General features: G+C 61.1%; 12 protein-coding genes. 5 read left to right on the forward strand and 7 right to left on the reverse strand.

All coding sequences use genetic code 11. The features are described 5' to 3' along the window. Nucleotides 1-5 precede the first annotated feature (5 nt). From L0U82_RS17335 to L0U82_RS17350, 4 genes are all read right to left on the reverse strand, one after another. On the reverse strand, nt 6-866 hold the full coding sequence (locus tag L0U82_RS17335) for an OmpA family protein (RefSeq protein WP_326489731.1): 861 nt from the start codon (nt 864-866) through the stop codon (nt 6-8). 4 nt (nt 867-870) lie between these two features. After that, nucleotides 871-1860 (reverse strand): type VI secretion system-associated protein TagF, encoded by a 990-nt coding sequence (gene tagF, locus L0U82_RS17340; protein WP_233832531.1) that lies wholly within the window; start codon nt 1858-1860, stop codon nt 871-873. Then, on the reverse strand, nt 1857-5717 hold the full coding sequence (gene tssM / locus L0U82_RS17345) for a type VI secretion system membrane subunit TssM (protein WP_233832532.1): 3861 nt from the start codon (nt 5715-5717) through the stop codon (nt 1857-1859). Before tssM ends, tagF begins: the two co-directional genes overlap by 4 nt. A gap of 91 nt (nt 5718-5808) precedes the next feature. Then, nucleotides 5809-6666 carry a M15 family metallopeptidase gene (locus L0U82_RS17350; protein ID WP_233833332.1) on the reverse strand — a complete coding sequence of 286 codons (858 nt, stop codon included), beginning with the start codon at nt 6664-6666 and terminating at the stop codon, nt 5809-5811. 143 nt (nt 6667-6809) lie between these two features. On the opposite strand from L0U82_RS17350, the gene L0U82_RS17355 reads away from it, so the two are divergent. The 5 genes from L0U82_RS17355 to L0U82_RS17375 all read left to right on the forward strand — a co-directional run bounded on the left by L0U82_RS17355 (nt 6810) and on the right by L0U82_RS17375 (nt 13642). Further along, nucleotides 6810-7763: a hypothetical protein gene (locus tag L0U82_RS17355; protein ID WP_233832533.1), complete on the forward strand. Its 954-nt coding sequence runs from the start codon at nt 6810-6812 to the stop codon at nt 7761-7763. A gap of 63 nt (nt 7764-7826) precedes the next feature. Next, entirely contained in the window at nt 7827-10595 is a 2769-nt protein-coding gene (locus L0U82_RS17360; RefSeq protein WP_233832534.1) for a type VI secretion system Vgr family protein, read from the forward strand. Between the two features lie 2 nt (nt 10596-10597). Next, nucleotides 10598-12136 (forward strand): hypothetical protein, encoded by a 1539-nt coding sequence (locus L0U82_RS17365; protein ID WP_233832536.1) that lies wholly within the window; start codon nt 10598-10600, stop codon nt 12134-12136. Nucleotides 12137-12141: 5 nt separating this feature from the next. Beyond that, entirely contained in the window at nt 12142-13254 is a 1113-nt protein-coding gene (locus L0U82_RS17370) for an Imm72 family immunity protein (protein WP_233832537.1), read from the forward strand. 103 nt (nt 13255-13357) lie between these two features. Beyond that, on the forward strand, nt 13358-13642 hold the full coding sequence (locus L0U82_RS17375; protein WP_233832538.1) for a PAAR domain-containing protein: 285 nt from the start codon (nt 13358-13360) through the stop codon (nt 13640-13642). Between the two features lie 232 nt (nt 13643-13874). On the opposite strand, the gene L0U82_RS17380 is transcribed toward L0U82_RS17375, so the two are convergent. The 3 genes from L0U82_RS17380 to L0U82_RS17390 are packed head-to-tail and all read right to left on the reverse strand — an operon-like array spanning nt 13875 to nt 19230. After that, nucleotides 13875-14867 carry a PoNe immunity protein domain-containing protein gene (locus tag L0U82_RS17380; protein ID WP_233832539.1) on the reverse strand — a complete coding sequence of 331 codons (993 nt, stop codon included), beginning with the start codon at nt 14865-14867 and terminating at the stop codon, nt 13875-13877. Between the two features lie 2 nt (nt 14868-14869). Further along, on the reverse strand, nt 14870-16408 hold the full coding sequence (locus L0U82_RS17385; RefSeq protein WP_233832541.1) for a hypothetical protein: 1539 nt from the start codon (nt 16406-16408) through the stop codon (nt 14870-14872). After that, on the reverse strand, nt 16405-19230 hold the full coding sequence (locus L0U82_RS17390) for a type VI secretion system Vgr family protein (RefSeq protein WP_233832542.1): 2826 nt from the start codon (nt 19228-19230) through the stop codon (nt 16405-16407). The genes L0U82_RS17385 and L0U82_RS17390 overlap by 4 nt, the downstream gene beginning before the upstream one ends. Nucleotides 19231-19415 lie beyond the last annotated feature (185 nt).

The raw sequence follows: 19415 nt of genomic DNA on the forward strand, positions 1-19415 counted from the left end.
GCTGCCTACAACCCTGCCCGAAACTCGATGCGCCGGTTACGCGCCCGCCCGTCGCTCGTATCGTTCGACGCCACCGGCTGGTCCGGTCCGACGCCGGTCGTCGTCAACTGTTGCGGCGAGATGCCTTTCGACACCAGGTAACCCTTCACTGCATCCGCGCGCGCCTGGCTCAGCGCGATGTTCGATGCGCGATTGCCCGCGTTGTCGGTGTGGCCGATGATCTCGACCACGCGTGTATTCATCTTGACGAGCACGGCGGCCATCTGGTCGAGAATCGCGCGGCCCTGCGGCGCGAGCGTCGCGCTGCCGGTTTCGAATTCGATCGTGCGGTTGGCCAACGTCTGGTCGAGCAGGCCCTGTTCGGACGCGCGCACGCGCAGTCCGTTGCGGATCGTGTAAGTCGGGTTCAGCGCGGTGGCCATGTCGCTCGCGACCTGCTGACGCGTCGCTTCGTTGCCCACTTCGCCGCGCACGTCGATCTGCGTGCCGTCGATCTTCAGCTCACCTTTACTGATCTGCTTCAGTTGCGGGCCGATCAGCTTTTGCACGTTCGCGGACCAGTTCGGCGGCGTCGCCACGTCACCCACCTCGATCTGGTCGACGACGTTCGCGGCACCATACGTGTCGCGCAAGCGGGCGAGCACCGCGGCGTGCGTGGCTTCGTCAGGCACCTTGCCGCCCGCCACTACCTGCCCCGGTGCCGCGTTGGCCTGGACGACAGGCGCGCTGGCGCCGCCGTTGTCCGCGAACGCAGCATCGGCGCCGGTCAACAGAACCGCGGCCAGCGTGACGTACACCGCCGCGACCGCAAAACGGGACCAGGACCCGGTCAGCGCCCGTGTACGGGCAAAGGCATCGCCGCGCATCACGTCACGCCCCGGCGAAGGCTTCGCGAAACGTGTCGATGCTGACGCGCAGCGACAGTTGTCGCTGGTCCAGATAGCTGACGAGTTTGCTGATGCCATGATCGCTGTGTGCCTGTTCGTCGATCCACTCCGGATCGTCAATGTCGATGTTGTGGGCAGCGTACGTCTGCGGATCGACCACGCTGTGCAGCGTTTTGGCGGACGCGCCGTTAAAGCCGACGACGAGCCGTTCGCGCTGCGCGATCGTGCCGATGAAGATCGCCAGTTCGAAGTCCGCCTTCGCGACGAACGGCGCGATCAGTTCGAGCCAGAACGCGGCCACGAGACTGCGATACAGCGGATCGGTCGGCAGTGGCAGCGTCAAGCCGCGTTCGAGATGCGACGAACCGCTCGTCATCACCGGCCGCAGCAACGAGCCGAGCGCGAGCATCGCGCCGCGCATCCGCACCGGATGGCCGTTCGCCAGCAGCATCTGTTCGAGGCCGGCAAGCGTCTGATGCTCGATGAAGTCGCTGAACGTGCCGTCGTGCGGATTGCCATGCCCCGCGATATCCACCGGCACCTGGGTTTCGCCCAGCGTCTGCAGCGCGCCCGAAGGATCATCGGTCGTGACGAGCGGTTGCATTTGCGCGGCCACGCGCGACCACAGCCGCGCGAACGCGAGCGGGCTGCGCGCGAGGAATGCGAGCGGCTGCTCGACTTCGATCGCGGCCGCGGCGACGAACGGAAAGCGGCGCGACGACTGGTCGCGGCTCGCGATCATGTGGCCGGCGATCGCCAGCCGGCTCTGCGAGCCGAGGAACGCGAAGTGCATCGGCTTCGCGTCTTCGTAGGTGATCTTCCAACGCGGGTCGTCGGCGAGCAGTTCCATCGCCTGGGCGATCCAGTGATCGAGCGTATGCAGCAATTGCGGGTTGTGCGCGCTCTTCACGAAGTCGCCGCGCGACGGAATCTTGCCGAAGTAGGCGACCTGCGCCTGCACGGACTGGGTCATTGCGCATCTCCGGGTTTCACGGTTGCCGCAGGGGCCGCTGCCTGCAGCGTCGCGGTTGTCTGCGGTGCCTGCGTCTGGGTTTGCGTTGGGGCCGCTGAGGGCGCTGGAGGCGCCGCCGGCCCGACGCTGGCGATCGACGCCGGCAGTTGCAGGCCGCGCAGGCTCTGCTGCTGCGGTGCATCGCCGTTGCCGCCGGAAGCCTGCGAGGTACTGATGATGCGCATGCTCACCGACACCGTCACACTTCCCTGAGTCCATGAAAGATCGAAGGTGCCGTCCGGATGGCGGGTGCGCTGCGCGGAGTTGATCAGCTTTTCGAGGCCGTAGCGGCCCGGCTCGTTGACGAGCTGGATCGTGCGGCCATCGAACGTGACGGCCGACAGCGTCGCACCCGGCGAGCCCTGCGGATTCGGCCAGACGAAGTTGGTCCACTGCGGCGGCGTGTTGCGGTAACGCATCTGCTGGCCATCGATCGCGAGCGTGTACTCGGTCGTGCCGGTCGACGGTTGCGGCAGGATCTGGAACACCGTCTGCGGCTCCGACGAGCCCTGGCCCGCACCCGCCGCGCCGCCCGACAGCGGCGCGACCCAGTGCGAGAAGCCGTTCGTGAAATCGGGCGACAGCGTGAGGCCCATGTCACCCCAGGTGCGGGCGGTGAGTGCGTCGCCACGGCGTACCGCGAGCGGTCCGAGCGTGGTGCTGACGAACTTCGACACCGAGCCGTCCGGCCCGAACACCTGCGCGATTTCGCTCGCGCCGGCCTCGACCTTCGCGTTCGTCGCGAACGGATATTTGTTCGCCAGCGAGTTCTCGAACGGCTGGTACACCTGCGCGTTCCACACCTTGTTCACCTCGACGGTGGCCGGCTGGATCACGACCGCATACGCCTCGATCAGCGGCCGCACCAGCAGCGGACGCAGCGCCTTGCGCTGATCGTCGGAGAGGCCGGTCAGCATCTGCTCGTCGACGAACTTCAACGAGTCGGCGAGTTCGGAACCGTTGCCGTCGAGTGTCTGCTGCATCAGCTGACGGGCGCCCGGTCCCGGATCGCCCTGGTTCTTCAGCAGGTTAAAGCGCGTGCGAACCTTCGACAGCGAGTCCATGTAGCCGGTAAGCAGCGAGCTGTTGGCAGTGTGCGAGACGATCCGGCCGAGTCCCTCGAAAGCCCGGCTGACGGGGCCCATCGAGGTCCCGAGATCGCCGCCGAGGTCGAGGTTCGCGGCCGGAGCCGTGATCGGCCGACGCGAGAACCATCCGCGAATCCAGCCCACGACACCGGTCTGCGCCTGTTTGAGCGTGGCGTTGGCGAGCGCCGGGTTGTCGAACGAAGTCTGGTCGTACGCGGTTTCGAGGATCTTGCGGATCGGCGAGTCCTGCGGGTCGCCGAGGCGGTTCATCGAATTCACGGCCTGAGCGAAGCTGCCGAAATCCTGCACCGCGATGCCCTGCATGAACTTCTGCCAGTGCTGCACGTACTCGGTCTTGTACATCGTCACCAGCGCCTTCTGAATCTGCTCGGGGCTGCCGTCGAGCGTCAGATCGTCCTGCGCCGATGCGTTGAGCACCCAGTCCTTCGCCTGCAGTTCCTTGGTCGCGGCATCGCGGATGGCCGGCTGGACATACTGCAGCCAGGCCTCGCGCGTGAAGGTGCCGGGTATCGCGTAGCTGCCCGCGATCAGCGACGTGTTCGCGTCGCCGACGATCCGTGCGACCGTCATCGGTGCAAAGCGCGTGGATGCGCGCGCCTTGATTTCTTCATAGACGCGCTGGCGGGCCGGCATGCCCCGCACCACGTGCCGCAGATTTTGCTGGGTCTGGTCGACGAGCGCGAGATTCGCGTCGACCATCGGCCAGTCGTCGTCCGACACCCGCGATAGGTAGAACGTGATCATGCGCTCCGCGCTCCTGATCATTTCGTCGCGAGGCATGTTGCCGCGATTCGTCTCCAGCCAGCCGCGCCAGAAGCGTGCGATCTGATCGGTCAGATGCGCGGTCTCGACATGCCGCTTGTCGGACAGCATCAGATAGGTCTTCAGTGCGTTGTAGGCGTCCTGCACGTTGGTCGGCGATGCCTCGCTATAGAGGCCGCCGTTCTGGCTCGACGCCGTCATCGCCGTCTGCGCGGAGACCGGAGTCGCGCCGGATTCCGGCGTGCGCGACATCGGCGCGAGCTGGTCGGGATGCGCGTCGACCTCCTTCAGGAACGCGACGAGGTTCTGCGACACCGGCGCGAGCATGATCTGCCGCACGCCGCCGTAATACTGTTCGAGCAGACGCTGCTCGACACGGTCGCCCTGATACAGGCCGAGCGAGACCGAGAGCGGGCTGTCACGGTGCAACTGTTCGAGCTGCTCGATGCGGTCCTCGAGGATGTCCATCGCCTGCAGCCGCGATTGCAGATCGTTGCGGTTCTGCTGCAGACGCACGACGTGGTCGAGGTCCGCCTGCGCGTGCGCGACGAGCTGCTGGTTGCCCAGCGCCGACCACGTCCAGCCGCCGAGCGCGAGTGCGAGCGCGGCGACGAAGCCGAAGAACGTCGCGTAGCGCAGTCGCGTTTTCGCCGGACTAGTGAACTGGCGAACGGTTTGCCGGTCGGCGAAGATCACCTTCGAGAACAGATCGTGCAGGAAAAAGCCGTTCTTCGAGAACGCGCTGGCCGGCTTGGGCAGCTTGCCGTCGGCGAGCGCGAAGCGGTTCGCGATACGCTCCGCGGCGGCGCTGCTCGTCTCGCCTTCCTGCAGCGCGCTCGTGAAATAGAAGCCGCGGAAGACCGGTTTGTACTGGAACGGGTTGTCCTCGAACAGCGTCGCGACGAACGCGCGCAGCGCGGGCTTGATGGTCGAGAATTCGAGCGGGAAGCTGAGCTGCCCCGGCGACAGCTGCTGGCCGCGGCTGATCGACATCTGCGCGATGCTGATTTCCTTGAGCCCCTCGTACAGCTCCTCGAAGCGCTCGTCGAAAAGCCCGACGATGTCGCGTTTTTCGTCGGGGGCGTAGGTGAGCGTGGCGCCCCACACGCGATCGAATTCGCGACGATCGCTGCCGCTGAAGAATTCGGTGAAGCCGGGGATCAGGTCGGCCTTCGTGAACATCACGTAGACCGGCGCGAATACCTCGAGTTTTTCGGCCAGTTCCTGCACCCGCTGACGCAGGCTCTTCGCGAGTTCGATGGCGAACTCGGGCCGGTTGCCGGTCACCTCGGCGATGCTGACCGCGACGATGACGCCGTTGATCGGCGCCTTCGGCCTGTAGCGCTTGAGCAGTCCGAGAAAGCCGAGCCATTCGCTGCGGTCTTCTTCGTGCACCGCGTAGCGCCCGGCCGTGTCGAGCAGGATGCCCTCGGTGGTGAAGAACCAGTCGCAATTGCGCGTGCCGCCGATGCCGTGAACGACCGCATCGTTACGGTTCGCGAACGGGAATTGCAGCCCGGAGTTCAGGACCGCGCTGCTCTTGCCGGCGGCCGGATTGCCGATCACGATGTACCACGGCAACTCGTAGAGCGCCGAACCGCCGGACAACTGGCCGATCTTCGACGTCTTGATGGTCTGAACCGCATTCACGAGATGCTTGCGCAACGCTTCGAGGTCCGCGGGCTGGTGCGGTGTCGCGGCGGCGGTGGCGGTTTGCGCCTGCTCTTCGAGCATGTCGCCGAGCTTGCTGTTCGCACGGCGCAGGCGCAGGCGGCGCACGGCCCACACCAGCAGCCATAGCAACACGAGCGCGCCGAAGATCGCGGCGGGCCAGACAGGCGAGATCTCGAACACAGCGGCCGCGATGAACAGCGCGGCGGCCAGCGCGATTGCGCCGAGGAGGGAAAGCGTGCGCGGGTGGGTCAGCCCGTTTAGGATGCGTCGCATAAGCCGTTTTATATTCCGGTGCCAGGCATGCTGCTCTGCTAAAGCGATTTAGTATTGTCTGGCGGTCGGCCAGATTGGCGTCATTTTGATGTCATTTAACAATCGAGGGATTTCGGCCTGGAACAAATCCGGGCTTGTGATACTCGACGTGCCCGAGGTCCATTAATTTCCATCGACCACCCCAAGTCAGACCGACCTGCTCGGCAACCTGGCCGTATAGCTGATAGCCCCGCATTGCCCATGGATCTTTTTCGGAAATGACCAGCTTGCCGTCGCGCAGAAATGCATTATCGGCTGCGAGTCCGTATTGGTGATAGCTCTGGAACGCCACCGCATTGGTCACACTGCCGCCCAATTGCGCAAGGCGATTTTGCCGCTCGGGACTTCGATATCCTTCGAGTAATGCCATCTGATATCCGTACTTCTCGTTCATGATTTTGTAGACGAGCAGCAGCCGGGTACGAAAGTCGGCATCGAGCAGATTCCAGTCGCGGCTCGCATCCTGCAACGCCGGCCGCACCTGCTCCACTTCCTTCGTCGTAAACACGTCGGGCGGCAGCGGTGGCGGCGGAACCAGTTGCTCGCCATCCAGCAGCGCATCGATTTTTTCGTCCGGTCCACGCGCCGTTTCATCAAACTGAAATAACTGATGGCCACGTAATGCAATGGCAATCAAAGGCGGCGCGGCAAGAATACTCGTGGCGATTAAAATCGGCAAGCGCTGTCTGGTCAGCACACTCTGCAAATTGGTTGCGGTTTTTCGTGACACCTTCGCGGAATTTAACAATTTCGCTCGCGTGTGCGATGTCCCGGCTGCCGCATAGCGCGTCATCCAATTATGCGCATGAGATATTGCGGAATAAAATACTTTGCGAAGCTCAGGCAAAAGCAATACTCCGGCAATAAGTACAGTAATGCAGAAGTAAAAGGCAAGTGTAAGGAACAGCAAAAGAGCCCCCGAAAGCCGGAAACAATTGTGTTTTGTAATGCCTGATTTTAGAATCGGTCCGCGCCCGCCCATGCGGCAGGACCGTATTATCGCGGCGAAACAGGCGCTGTTTCAATCAGCGTGATTCGAATAGGCGGTGAAGAATGAATGCGCCGGACAACTCCAATCCAACCAACCCGAAAGCTCCACCCAGTCTGCTGGCGGGCAATGCCGGCAGCAAGCCGCCTTCGCAGCCGGAGGGCTCGCGCATTCTCGCCGATCTGGAGGGCCGGGTCGTGTCGCCCGCCGCGCCGTCCGGCGGGTCCGCCAGGCGTGGCGCGATCGCCGGTGTGGTCGCGCTGTTCGTGCTGGCCGCGGGCGCGGTCGGGGTGTGGTCCATGCATGGGCGCTCGTCGTCCGCGCCGGCTGCGATAGCGACGGCGACCACTAGCGCGCGAATCACTCAGGCGGCAGCCTCCGGCGCAGTGGTCGCGGCCAATGTGCCGGCCAGTGCGCCTGCGATCGCTTCCGCTCCACAGGTCGCGACGATCGTCGCGGACGATAGCAATGCCGCCAATGCCACTCATGCCGCCGACTCCGCGCCGGCGAGCGACGGTGTCGCGGCGCCTGCCAGTCGCCTGTCGCGAGCCCTCGAAAACGGCGCGACGGCGGCCGACGGGAAACCGGCCGCCGCGGATGTCCCGCACGAACATCAGGCAAACGCGGTCGCGTCGGTGACGCACCGACAACATGAATCGAAGGCCGAGGAGAAGCGCAAGGCTTTGGCCGAACGGCATGCCGAGCATTCCGGCAGCGCGACGAGCGTGGCGCAAGCCAAAAAAGCGCATGCCGAGCGGCATGAAGCGAACACGGACGATCAGGATGCGGATCTACTCGCCGTGCTCGTGGCAAGGACGAAGCCCGCTGGCCGGACACCCGTGAAGAACGCAAAGCCAGCGGAGAAGAAAGTCGACGTGGCCAGCGCGTCGCTCGCGCAGCAGATCAAGGCATGCGGCGAGCAGAACTTTTTCCAGGGCCAGCTGTGCCGGTGGCGCGTATGCGATGGGCACTGGGGCAAGGATCCGGCGTGTGCGCAGCCGGCGCATAACGGCGGATGAAGAGTCCGACGAGCAGTATTTCGGTGGATTTCAGTACCCAAAAAAATGTCGGGGCCGGGGGTTATGGGAGCGCAAGACCTTAGTTCAATAATGACGTCTGGTATTTACCAGACGGACCGCCTCCTCAAGCTGGACACGCCTCTTGGTTCTGACGTACTGCTACCGCAGCGTGCGATTGGGGAATCCCGCATCGGCCGGAATTTCGAATTTACCGTCGATGTCGCATCGCTAAGCGGTGAAATCGAGCTGAAGACGCTGGTCGCGCAACCCGTCACCTTGTGGATTCAGCAAACGGACAAGTCTTACCTCCCGCACCACGGCTATGTGCACACCGTGCGGAGACTAGGTGCCGATGGGCAGCTAACGAACTACCAGCTCACCTTTTCATCCTGGCTGCATTTTCTGAAGTTCCGCAAGGACGCGCGAATCTTCCAGGACGAAACAGTCGAGTCCATCCTGGAAGCGGTGTTTGCCGGGCATCCACAGGCACGCGGCGCGTATCGATTCGCGCTGCAAAAACCCACGCCGTCACGCTCGTTTTGCGTCCAGTACGAGGACGACTGGAATTTCGCTCATCGCCTGATGGAGTCGGAGGGGCTCTTCGGCATAGTTGAACAGGCGAGCGATGGCAAATCCCACACGCTCGTCATCACCGACGACCTGTACACGTGCGAGCCAGTAGAGCCGCAGCAGGTCGAGTTTTATCGCGCAGGTGTGAGCAGCGAAGCCGATGCGTTCGTGCAGTGGTCAGGAACACGGACGTTGCAAAGCGCGTCCTACGCAACGGCAACCTTCGACTACAAGTCGCCAGCAGAAGACAAGTCGAAAGCGTCTCCGACAGTTGGCAATCAAGGCAACCTGCCGCAGCAGACGGAAGTCTACGAATATACCGGCCCGTACACCTACCAGGACAGCGACCGTGGCGACCATCTGGTCAGGCTGAGGCTGGAGGAATGGGAATCGCGCGCGAAGCGGTTCCACGGCGTTGGCAGCGTACGGCGAATCGATGCTGGACGGTGGTTCCAACTGGATGGGCATCCCGAACACGATCAGGACAAAGCTCAGGACCAGGAGTTCGCAGCTATCGCCGTGACGTGGTACATCGAAAATAACATCCCGGTGGGAGACAGCCAGCCGTTTCCGCACAGTCTGCAAAACGTGCTGACGAAGGTGCGCACGACCCACGCAGGCGGTACGACCACACAACCCGTCAGGACAAGCGCCGGGAGCGACGGCTTTTTTCTCGCAGAGGTCGAGGCCCAACGCAGATCCGTGCCTTTTCGCAGTCCGTTTGAGCACACGAAGCCGGACATGCAGATGCAGACCGCCACGGTCGTGGGTCCGGCCGGCGAAGAGGTCTACACGGACAACTTAAACCGCATCAAAGTCCAGATGCATTGGGACCGCGTTAACGCCGGTGACGAGAATGCGTCCTGCTGGGTCCGGGCCGTCTATTCCGACACAGGCTCGGGATATGGCAGCGTACATGTGCCAAGGGTCGGCGAGGAAGTCGTCATCAACTGGATGGACGGCGATTGCGATCGTCCGCTCGTGACCGGGCGCCTCTTTAACGGCGACAAGACACCTCATTGGCACACCAATGGCCTGCTGTCGGGCTACAAATCGAAAGAGTACGGCGGCAGCGGATACAACCAGTTGGTACTCGATGACTCGACCGGCCAGAACCGCGCGCAGTTGTATTCGACGAGCACGAACGCTCACCTGCAGCTGGGTTATCTGATTGACCAGAACGGCAACAGTCGCGGTGCATACCTTGGCAGCGGCTTCGATTTGAAATCCGATGCCTATGGTGCTGTCCGTGCCGGACAGGGCCTGTATGTGTCGACTCACCCCACGACGGGGCAGTCGAGCCAGCCGCTCGACGCTAGTGCCGCGCGGGAGCAACTGGGCAATTCCGAACAGATGATGGGGGCAATGTCGGATGCGAGCACGACGCATCAGGCCGAAAGCCTCAAGGACGGGCAAGACGCGCTCAAGGCGCTTACCGATGCAACGAAGAGCAGCGCGTCGGGTTCTGCGTCGGGTGGCAACACGGGCGGCGGAGGCACGGGCAGCGCGAACGTCTTCAAAGACCCCGTCATGGTGTTCGCCAGTCCGTCCGGCATTGCGCTGTCGACGCCGAATTCCACGCACATTGCGGCCGACCAGCACCTCAACCTTGTCAGCGGACAAAGCACGCATCTCGCAACGGGCAAATCCTTGATTGCGAGTGTGGGGCAACGCATCAGCCTGTTTGTGCAGAACGCGGGCATGAAGCTCTTCGCCGCAAAGGGAAAAATAGAAGTTCAGGCGCACTCGGACAACATTGAGCTCACCGCGCAAAAGACTGTCAAGATACTGTCGGCTACCGAGAAAGTCGAAGCCGCTGCTCACAACGAAATTCTGCTGACTTCAGGCGGTGCGTACATCCGTATCGCGAATGGCAACATCGAGATTCATGCCCCCGGGTCAATTGACGTGAAGGGCTCGCAGCATTCATTCAATGGACCTGCCCAGCAGGACTATCCCCTTCCGCCGTTGCCGACGTCGAAATACGACGCCGCCATGCAGTATCTCTATCACGACAACGAGCCCGTTCAAGGCGCCAGGTATGTCGCTACGCTGACTGACGGCAGCACGCGCGAAGGCGTGCTGGATAGCCAGGGACGAATGAACCTGACGGATGTTCCAGCTGGTCCCGTCCAGGTGGCACTTGGACCGGACGCGCGAACCTACGCACGCAAGGACCAGACGAGCAATCCGGATTTCAAGGGTGAACAACTCTCCGAAGCGGATATCGATTCGCTCATCAACAAACACGGGGGAGCCTGACGGTGAGCTGGTCGATTGACGATTTCACCGCCACCTCCATGGAGGTCGGCCAATGGTGCTGGGGCACCCTCGAAGGGGCATTCAACGAGAAGCAGACTATTAGCCAGGTCATCGTCGATGCCGCCGTCGGCATGATTCCGCTCGTCGGGGACGTGACAGCCGTGCGCGACCTTCTGGCCGTCGGCATCGATATGAGCAAGGATCCGAAAAAGCGGCAGGAGGTCATGCAATGGGTTTTGCTCATCGTCCTTGTATTCGCGCTGATTCCAGTCGTGGGTGGCGTTATCAAGGGGGTTGGTCGCCTTGCCCTGCGGGTAGCCGAGGATGCCGCGAAAGACGCCGAACTCCTCAGCGAAGTTATACAGTTCCTGAACCGCATGGGGCATGGTGATGCTCCCAAGTGGTTGAAGGCACTCGACATCGCTGCGTACCAGTCCCAGCTCCTGTCGAAACTCAAGGACTTTTGCGCGACTGTCCGGCTTGCCATCGAGCGCTCGCTCAAGGCCCGTGTCGGTCAACTGCTTCCCGACGCGTGGCGCTCGCAGATCGAACGCGTTGGTGATGGTTTTCGGGCGCTTCAGGAGCTCGCGGACCAGATGGTGCCGAAAGCCATCAAAGAACTCGATGCGAAGCTGAAGACCCTCCAGAACATGGTCTACCGTGGCGAAATTCATGAGATTGCGACGGGGGGTATGCCACGGGTGAATCGCGAGGCTGAAGCGTATCTGGAGGAAAGCAAGCTTGCGAGAGAGATACGGCAGGGCAAGTATGCTTCGACGGATTGTCTGGTGGACGACGCGCGGATTAAAGCCAGGTACCAATCCAAAATTGATGCCGGCTGGCCAGACATCCTCTCGGACGTAAGCGCGAATGTACCCGCCTTTAAAGGCGAGCAGGTCTATCGCACACTCGCGACGTTTCACGGTGAAGTTACCGCACTCGACGCCGAACAGCTTGCGGGTCAGACGCTCTATCGTGCATTCGGCAATCCTTCGAAGCACGCGCCTTGGGGTAGCAAGGCCGCCGGCGGCCGCCAGCCAGCGTTTTGGGGAATTGGCAGTCCGCCCAAAAATGCGGAAGAATGGAGAGTCCGATCGGCGGTGTTGGATGAGTGGAACGGTAACGGATTTCTCGCCGTCGTACATCTTCCCAGCGATTTCGGAACACAAGTGCCGACCGCAAAGGCTTGGGCCGGTCAGATTGCGGAGCAGTTCGGCGACACAATTCCAGCACAATATCTGGAAGGTGGTGGCCGTCAGTTGGTCGTCGATCTGGGCGCACTCGCCACGGAAATCACGCGGATTGGAGAGAACGTGAAGGCAAGCGGTACAGCTCTCTCCCAAACGATCAACGGGGTTCGAGTCGATTTTTATCCAACTAACTGGACGAACGTCGAGGATGTATACGGGTACAGCAAATTCTCAGAGGACATATCCGGTTCGGCTCGCACGCGCCGGCTTGCTAGCGACGAAATACAAACCAAGGTAGCGAACAGTAAAACAGTCGTGGCGTCTCGTACGGCCGCGAGCGGTCAGGAGTAGATTTGATGGGGTACGTCACAAGAGAATATGACATGCGGGATTCCGAGACACGTAAGCGCGTGTTTTGGTTGCTGAAGCGCTTGACCAGTTATTCGCTGTGGGCAAAAAAGCGAGACGCATGGGAGGTGTTTGCCAGAGCACACGAGAATGCCGTCAGAACCTGGCCCAAAAGCGACCCCGAGCGGATGGACGCGAATTTGCTCCCCCGAATCTTCGAAACGCTAAGTCTGTACAACAAGGGGCTCGAAGAACTCGGAAAGGGGCGTCGATTTGTATGGCGGACAGGTCAACCCCTCGAGGCCGCGATGGACAAAAGCGGAACCGTCCAAAACTATCTATACACCCATCCTGATTACTGGGAGCGAGGTGCACAGACTGCGCCCTACCCGGACAAGGTCGAAGCACTGAATCGACTGCTACTTGCTTCCAGGTACGAGGGCGATTACGCACCTATCGAGGTGCCATTTGTGCCTCGCATGTCTGCCCGGTACTCGAGCCCGGGAGCGCTGCTAGACCCCGAACGTTATAGGTACCGGTTCTTCCAATTGGCTTATCCTGTCTTTCCAGCGGAAATGCCGGACGTGCCTGCAGCGACAGACCTCATCATCAGTTCAGGGCAGCAAGTTCCGGTGGACGGGATATGGGAGCCAGTCAACGTCGAGCGAGAAAGGGCCTTCGGCCTGGTGCCTTTGGGCGTGAAGAGTGTCGAGAACAATGGTTGCTTCAACTATCTGCTAAAGGAGACAAAGGCGCCCAATGTCAGGGGCCAATGGAACGAGGTTGAGTCTCGCACTGAACGTGTGGGCACCCATTGGCGCCTGTTGTGGGAAGACACGCGGTACAAGGACGGTGTTATTCCTGACGAGTCGGAATACTTCCTCGAAACCTGCCGTGGCGAAGATGTATTGCCGTCTGAGTCCGCGATAGGTGTCGAGGTCAGGACCGGCGATATTTGCCCTGTATCCGGAACCTGGGAAGCCAAGGGCTTCGAAGTGAAGCCGGTTGAAGTCACGAGGGGACAAGTCATGCCCGATGTTCTCGCGCCGTCGCCGGGTTCGGGAGAACACCGCGTTCATTGGGCCACATGGCGTCTGGTAAAGCTCGCAGGCAAATCTTGATCACGCCATTCCCTGCCTTTGAGATGGGGCGATCCGTCGTGCCTTCGCGGTGCCGCTCGCATCGGCCGAGTACGGCTGTCTCTAACCCAACGGAGTCTCGCAAATGAGCCGCAGATTTATCCTGAAAGACGACAAGACCGACCACGGTGGCGTAGTGCTTGATGGCATCGCCGGCTCGTCGTTCGCGGGCCCTCCGCTCGCGTATCTCGGCGCGCCTGTTCAGTGTCCCGCATGCAATAGCATGGGGATCATCATCACGGACGGCTCACCTCACACGCTGTCGGTCATGGACAAACAGGTCGCATTGGAAGGCGACTTGTGCCAGTGCAAATGCCAACCGCTGCCGAAGCTGGTTGCATCGCAGTCGACGGGGACGTTGTCGACCTGACGGTTTGGTCTTTGGTGCTCAACTATCGTTGTTTACCCCGGACGGGCACATCGGGGATGTCGACAAGTTCTGCGTTTGCCTAGGTTTAGAAACGGCCCAGCATGCCTAGACGTTTCCTATTCCGTCCGTATTGGATGCCGAATCATCTTCCGTTTACTTTGCAAGCGACATCCTCATAAATTCACTTGCTGTATACAACAGCCTGCCCTTGCATTGCGAACTCAACTGGCCGTCAGGCTTTACGTTCGAACTCCCACACCGCAGGTTGCGGCCGGTGCGCGCCGCTTCGGTCGGGTGCAAAGACGTCCGGCATTGCGTCGCCCTGCTTTATTAGCACGCCAGGAACGTTGTGACCTTGTGCTTTCCAGATACCCGTCTCGGGGCAAACCTGGCCAGTTCGTACCGTGACGGGGCCGGCAGGAGGCGTTTGTCGCGGAGCGTTCTCCCGGAAGCTGCGCGCGAAGTCGACGAGGTCTTTGGGGTAGACAATGTGCTCGCGCAGCGAGGTGTCATCCAGCTCAAGCAGATAGGCAAGTGCGGCCGCTTCGATGGCCCAGTAGCCAAAATAGAGGCCTTTTCTTTCCGACAGGTCAAGATGGCTGTCATGCCAGGCGACGCCGCTCACGGATGCATACCACTTCTCAAGATACGAATTCAGGTCCGCCAGGCTTTCGTCGTCCGAGTCACCGTACATGCTGTTGATGCAGTCCCGATACGACTCATGAAACCAGGTGTCAACATCCAGGCGACCGTCCAAGCCGTAGTCCAACAGGTCCTCGTACAGCGCGTCTCGGCCTCGATAAAGAGGGTCCTGAAGCGCTGCGATACGCGGAAGCAAGTCCTGACGGTGCAGCAAAAAGCACAGTCCGATGAGTTGCATCGCGCGCTCGTACTCGCCAAGTTCACTTAGCCGAAAAGCGGGCCAGTCGGGCCGCTCAAACGCCACGCCCTGCCATTTCGCAAACTGTTCATAGTCGGCAACGATTCCGTCCAACTCATCGCGCATTTGCCCAATGGGTTCTCCTGCAGTGTATTGAAGCAGTAGTCGCTCAAAGCGGCTCTCGGCGCGAAACGACGCTGCGCCGGCACGCTTCTGCGCGTCCGTTCCGTTCGCTGGCAAGATGCGAGACCATTCTTCGACTGCCTCAGCATGAAACCCAGAAAGCCATTTGAAATAAGGTTCACTGATGAAGCGCTGCCGTCGTCGACTCGAAAAATCGTCCATCTTTAAGCCCTTCCATGTGTCTTGTTTAAACGCGCCTGCTTATCGTCAGCTGCCTTAGCTACTTCCGCCTCCGTATAGTGAAGGGGTACGTCATGGTTGCCGTGGTCATGCTCCCGACCTTCCATCAAGGCGGCCTCGTGCTGAACTGCACTGGGCAGATAGAACGGAATGTACAGAATGTGCCGGGCGTATCCTGCTTTGCGAATGGCCTTAGCCATGACTGGTCCAACGGCGGCGGGTAGATTTTGAAAAACCCAAGCGTCTGTCATTTGTGCAATCTTCCCGCCTGCTGGCGCTATCGGGCCTGGAGCGGGCGTGGGCGTTGACGCGTCGGGCGTGGTTGGAGCGCCTGACGTTTGGCGCCGTCCTCCCTTCTTGCCACCGCCCTTCTTGCCGCCGGCCACCGCTTGCGAGGATGCTTGCGATCCGCCATCATCCTCTATCGGTGGTTCTAGTAGTTCGTCAGGCCGTGGAAGCACCTCTTCAGCGATTCGATTCGCCACCCCAAGCTTGGAGGACACGTTGGGTTTTCCGTCACCCTTCGGCTTCGATGCGACCCTTGACGACTTAGCTTCAACAATCGCAAAAGGCCTCCCGTTGTTGTTTGCAGGCGTCGCGCGCCAGACGCCGTCGATGCCCTGACCTCGCGCCCTGGGTGCGAAGAGCTTGTTGAGCTGACTATCGTCGTTTAGCTTGCCGAGGACCGTGTCGCTTGGCGGCTTCGGCCAATGGCCGAGCGCGCCCTGGTCGTGAGCCGCCCACCCAGAACCCCACTTCAGGTGCTCATAGCAGTAATAGTCGGCGATGTGCTCACCGAGAAGCCCGGTGATTTTGTTCGTGATGTCCTTGACCGCCAGCTTGGCATTCACAACCCCGGTGGACGGCGCAGAGTTCGAGCGGTTGTGCCCCTCCTCGGCCTCAACACCCACCTTCCCGGGCTTCTCGGTCTCCTTACGCAGCGCGACCGAGCCTTCGGCCGAAGAGTTGGGCTGCTTCTTCTTCCAGTGCATGAGCTTGCGCTCGACGAACTGGGTCAACCAGTACGGCAGGTTCGTCTCAACAAAGCCGAGCGCCTCGCTGAACGTGGTCTGCGCCGCGGACGGCATCTCACGATAGAGCCACGACTTCTCGATGTGCTCGCGGGATTCGGTCAGCAGCGTCTTCAGCCCCGACGCATCGAAGAGCTTGTCGACCAGTTCTTCCGGGCTCGTCGGGCAGTGCGCGCGTTGAAGCACCAGTCGCAGAATATCGAAGAGCAGCGGCCCGTAGATGTCCGACTTGTGATTGACGAGCCGAAACGTACGCTTGACCCCGGCACCGACCACGGGCACCCAGCCCACGACCGCGAACACCAGGTCGATGCCCGTCTCGATCTTCGTCATCTCGTCGGTGGCGCTGCGTGCATTCCATACGTTCCAGACGCTTTCCGACGTGTCGTAGACGTTCTGCGCGACATAGAAAAGCGGGAACGCGTTGGCCGCCATCGAGATGCCAATCTGCTCGACCGCGTCTTCGACGGCCTGTTGGTCGTTGTCGTTCATTGGACGTCCGGGCGGCCAGAGAATTGATTGAAGAGGCTCGCGAGGTTTTCCTGGTTGATGCCTTCGTGACCACCGGCGCCAAGCTCCTTCAGCACGTCAGCCTGGTCAAGCGTCTTCGCAGCGGGCAGCGCCGGTTGCGTGAATGGGCGTGCGTCCTCGCCAAAAAATGCCTTGGCTGTGCCTTCGGGAACATCACGCAACACCGCGTGGCCGTTCGCATCCAGCTTGCCGGCCAACGTAGTCCCGTTGTCGAACACGACCTTGTACGGCGCGCCGGGTACAGGCTTCAGGTTGCTGTCGGTGAGGTTCAGCTCAAGCTGGTTGTGCAGGTCGCCCTTCGGCAATGCGGGCAGGTCGTAGGGACTGCTCGTGGGGCCCTTGAACGCATGCTGCGCACCCTTGATGTCTATCTGCCCGGGAGCATGAATCTCAATGTTGCCATCGTGGATGCGAATGTACGCGCCCCCAGCGGTCAGCAGGACGCCCTGGCTAGCAGCCACTTCCACGTTCTCGGAGGCCGACAGCACCTTCACTGTCTTTTGCGCGGTCAGTTCGATGTTGTCCGAGTGCGCGCGAATCTCGACCTTGCCTTTTGCAGCGAAGAGCTTCATCCCCGCGTTCTGGACGAACAGGCTGATCCTGTCGGTGACACTCGCAAGCAGCGACTTGCCGGCCGCAATGTACGTGCTTTGGCCGCTGACCAGCGTGAGCTGTTCGTCCGAGCTCAACTGCACTGACTGCTGCGTCGAAACGCCGATTCCCGCCGGGCTTGCCGCCAGCAGGATGGGCTCCTTGAACGCATTGGCGGAGCCAGTGCCACCGCCTGCCGTGCTCCCGCTGCTCGCCTGGCCTTGGGCGCTATTGGTCGACGCCGCGGTGAATGCTTTGAGTGCGTCCTCACCGGCTTGCAGGCTTTCGGCCTGATGCGTCGTGCTCGCGCTGTCGAGCGATTCGAGGAGGTTGCCCGCGCCTGACAACTGCCCTCGCGCGGCGCTTACGTCGAGTTGCTGCGCGTTCGAGCCCGCGGGCGCGTGAGTCGAGATGAGCAGCCCGCGGTTCGCGCGCAGCGCGCCATAGGCATCGGTGCGTAGTTCGAAGCCGCTGCCGAGATAGCTGCCGCGCGTGTTGCCGTCCTGGGCAATGAGGTAACCCATGTGCAGCATGGAGCTGCCTTGGGACGACAGTAGTTGCAGCCGGTTCTGGGCTGTTGCGTCGTCCATCACCAGCTGGTTGTAGCCGCCCGCGCCACCGTATTCGCGCGACCGAAAGCCGGAGAGGATGCCATTCGAGTGCCAATGCGGCTGCGTGGCGCCGTTGTACACGCGCCCTGTCGCGACGGGCCGGTCGCAATCCCCTCCGACCCAGTCGATGATCACTTCTTCGCCGATGCGAGGCGTGTGGACGCTGCCGTAGCCGCTTCCGGTGTCCGAGAATGCGGCGCGCACCCAGCATGTCGAAGCGGACGCCTCGCGGCGGTCCCAATGCATGCGCACGAGGATGCGGTTAAGGGAATCGGTATAGACCTCTTCGTTCTCAGGACCCGTCACCGTCGCCGTCTGAAGATGCATGACCGGCTTGTGGTGTTCGAACGGGCTGCGAAACGGAACCTTCAGTCGCTGCGCCTCGATCTCGACGAGAAAGAAACCATCGCTGCCATCACCGACGGAATCCTCGACCGAGAACGCAGCTGCGGACTGCTCATAGGTGGTGCGAACCGCCGCCAGACGTTCAGACAGGCTATGCGGGAACGGGTGGGTATCGCTTACCGGGATATTGTTCCGGATATACCACGAGGCTTCGATGACCGCGAACTTCCGGTCCTCGCCATCGTCCTGCGCGTGGGCGGGATGGTTGTCCAGCGAGAACCAGCGGCCGACGTCGATGCTGCGCAGGCCTCCGACTCCAAAAAAGCGCTTTGCGCGCGACTCCCACTCTTCCAGCTTGAGCTTGGTGAGCTTGTCGCCACGGTCGTTTTCCTGCCAGGTATAGGCACCGGTGTATTCGTAGACCTCCGCCTGTTGCGGCAGGTCACCTTGATTCCCGACGGTTGGAAACGAAGTCTCCCTGGTTGTGCCGGGCTTCTTGTAGTCGAAGGTTCGAGTGCTGAAAGCCGTGCTTTGAAGCGTGCGTGTGCCAGACCACTGCACAAGCGCTTCCGTCTGGCTGGAGGTGCCGGCACGGTAGAAGTCGACCTCCTGGGGCGACATGGCCTCGAGCGAATAAAGGTCATCGGTCACGACAAGCGTGTGCGACTTTCCGTCATCGGCATGCTCGAAGTAATAGAACCAGCCTTCGGACTCGAGCAACCGGTGCACAAAAGTCCAGTCATCCTCGTACTGAACGCAGAATGACCGGACTGGTGATGCGTTTTGAATGTCAAACCGGAATGCCCCGGTCGCCTGCGGATGCATCTGAAAAACAGATTTGAGGATAGTGTCTACTGACTTGTCCTGGAAAATCTGCGCGTCCTTGCGGAACTTCAGGAAATGCAGCCACGACGAGTAGACCAGTTGATAGCTCGTCAGTTGGCCGTCGGCTCCGAGACGCCGCGCGGTATGGACATAACCATGCTGCGGCCGATAGGACTTGTCGGCGCGCTGAAGCCAGAGAGTGACCGGCTGGGCAATAAGAGACTTCAGCTCAAGTGAACTATTCGTCGAGACGACATCGATGGCGTACTCGAAGTTACGGCCAAGGCGTGATGTACCCATCACGGTTTGCGGCAATAGCGCATTCACCCCAGCAGGGGAATCGAGTTTTACGAGCCGGTCAGTCTGAAATAACGCAGACTGCATAAATGAGATAAGGTCCTGCACTCCCATTTAGATTTTCCTTGTCGTGACATCCCTTAAAGTCGACCGAAATAATAAGGGGATCTTTTCGACTCGACAATTCTGACGGGTTGAAAATCTCAACGCTTAACATTCCCTGATGAAAGCGTTATGACCGTCGCATTCAGTTTGGGCGCCACGCTTTGACCGGCGGCCCTCAACCGTCCTGGCATTCT

This window comes from Paraburkholderia sp. ZP32-5, from assembly GCF_021390495.1.
Lineage (GTDB): Bacteria > Pseudomonadota > Gammaproteobacteria > Burkholderiales > Burkholderiaceae > Paraburkholderia.

Excerpts from the sequence above, each read along its gene's own strand:
- L0U82_RS17370 (WP_233832537.1), top strand. The coding sequence starts at position 12,142 with ATGGGGTACGTCACAAGAGAATATGACATGCGGGATTCCGAGACACGT.
- tssM (WP_233832532.1), bottom strand. The coding sequence starts at position 5,717 with ATGCGACGCATCCTAAACGGGCTGACCCACCCGCGCACGCTTTCCCTC.
- L0U82_RS17390 (WP_233832542.1), bottom strand. The coding sequence starts at position 19,230 with ATGGGAGTGCAGGACCTTATCTCATTTATGCAGTCTGCGTTATTTCAG.
- L0U82_RS17335 (WP_326489731.1), bottom strand. The coding sequence starts at position 866 with ATGCGCGGCGATGCCTTTGCCCGTACACGGGCGCTGACCGGGTCCTGG.
- L0U82_RS17355 (WP_233832533.1), top strand. The coding sequence starts at position 6,810 with ATGAATGCGCCGGACAACTCCAATCCAACCAACCCGAAAGCTCCACCC.
- L0U82_RS17375 (WP_233832538.1), top strand. The coding sequence starts at position 13,358 with ATGAGCCGCAGATTTATCCTGAAAGACGACAAGACCGACCACGGTGGC.
- tagF (WP_233832531.1), bottom strand. The coding sequence starts at position 1,860 with ATGACCCAGTCCGTGCAGGCGCAGGTCGCCTACTTCGGCAAGATTCCG.
- L0U82_RS17380 (WP_233832539.1), bottom strand. The coding sequence starts at position 14,867 with ATGGACGATTTTTCGAGTCGACGACGGCAGCGCTTCATCAGTGAACCT.
- L0U82_RS17360 (WP_233832534.1), top strand. The coding sequence starts at position 7,827 with ATGGGAGCGCAAGACCTTAGTTCAATAATGACGTCTGGTATTTACCAG.
- L0U82_RS17385 (WP_233832541.1), bottom strand. The coding sequence starts at position 16,408 with ATGAACGACAACGACCAACAGGCCGTCGAAGACGCGGTCGAGCAGATT.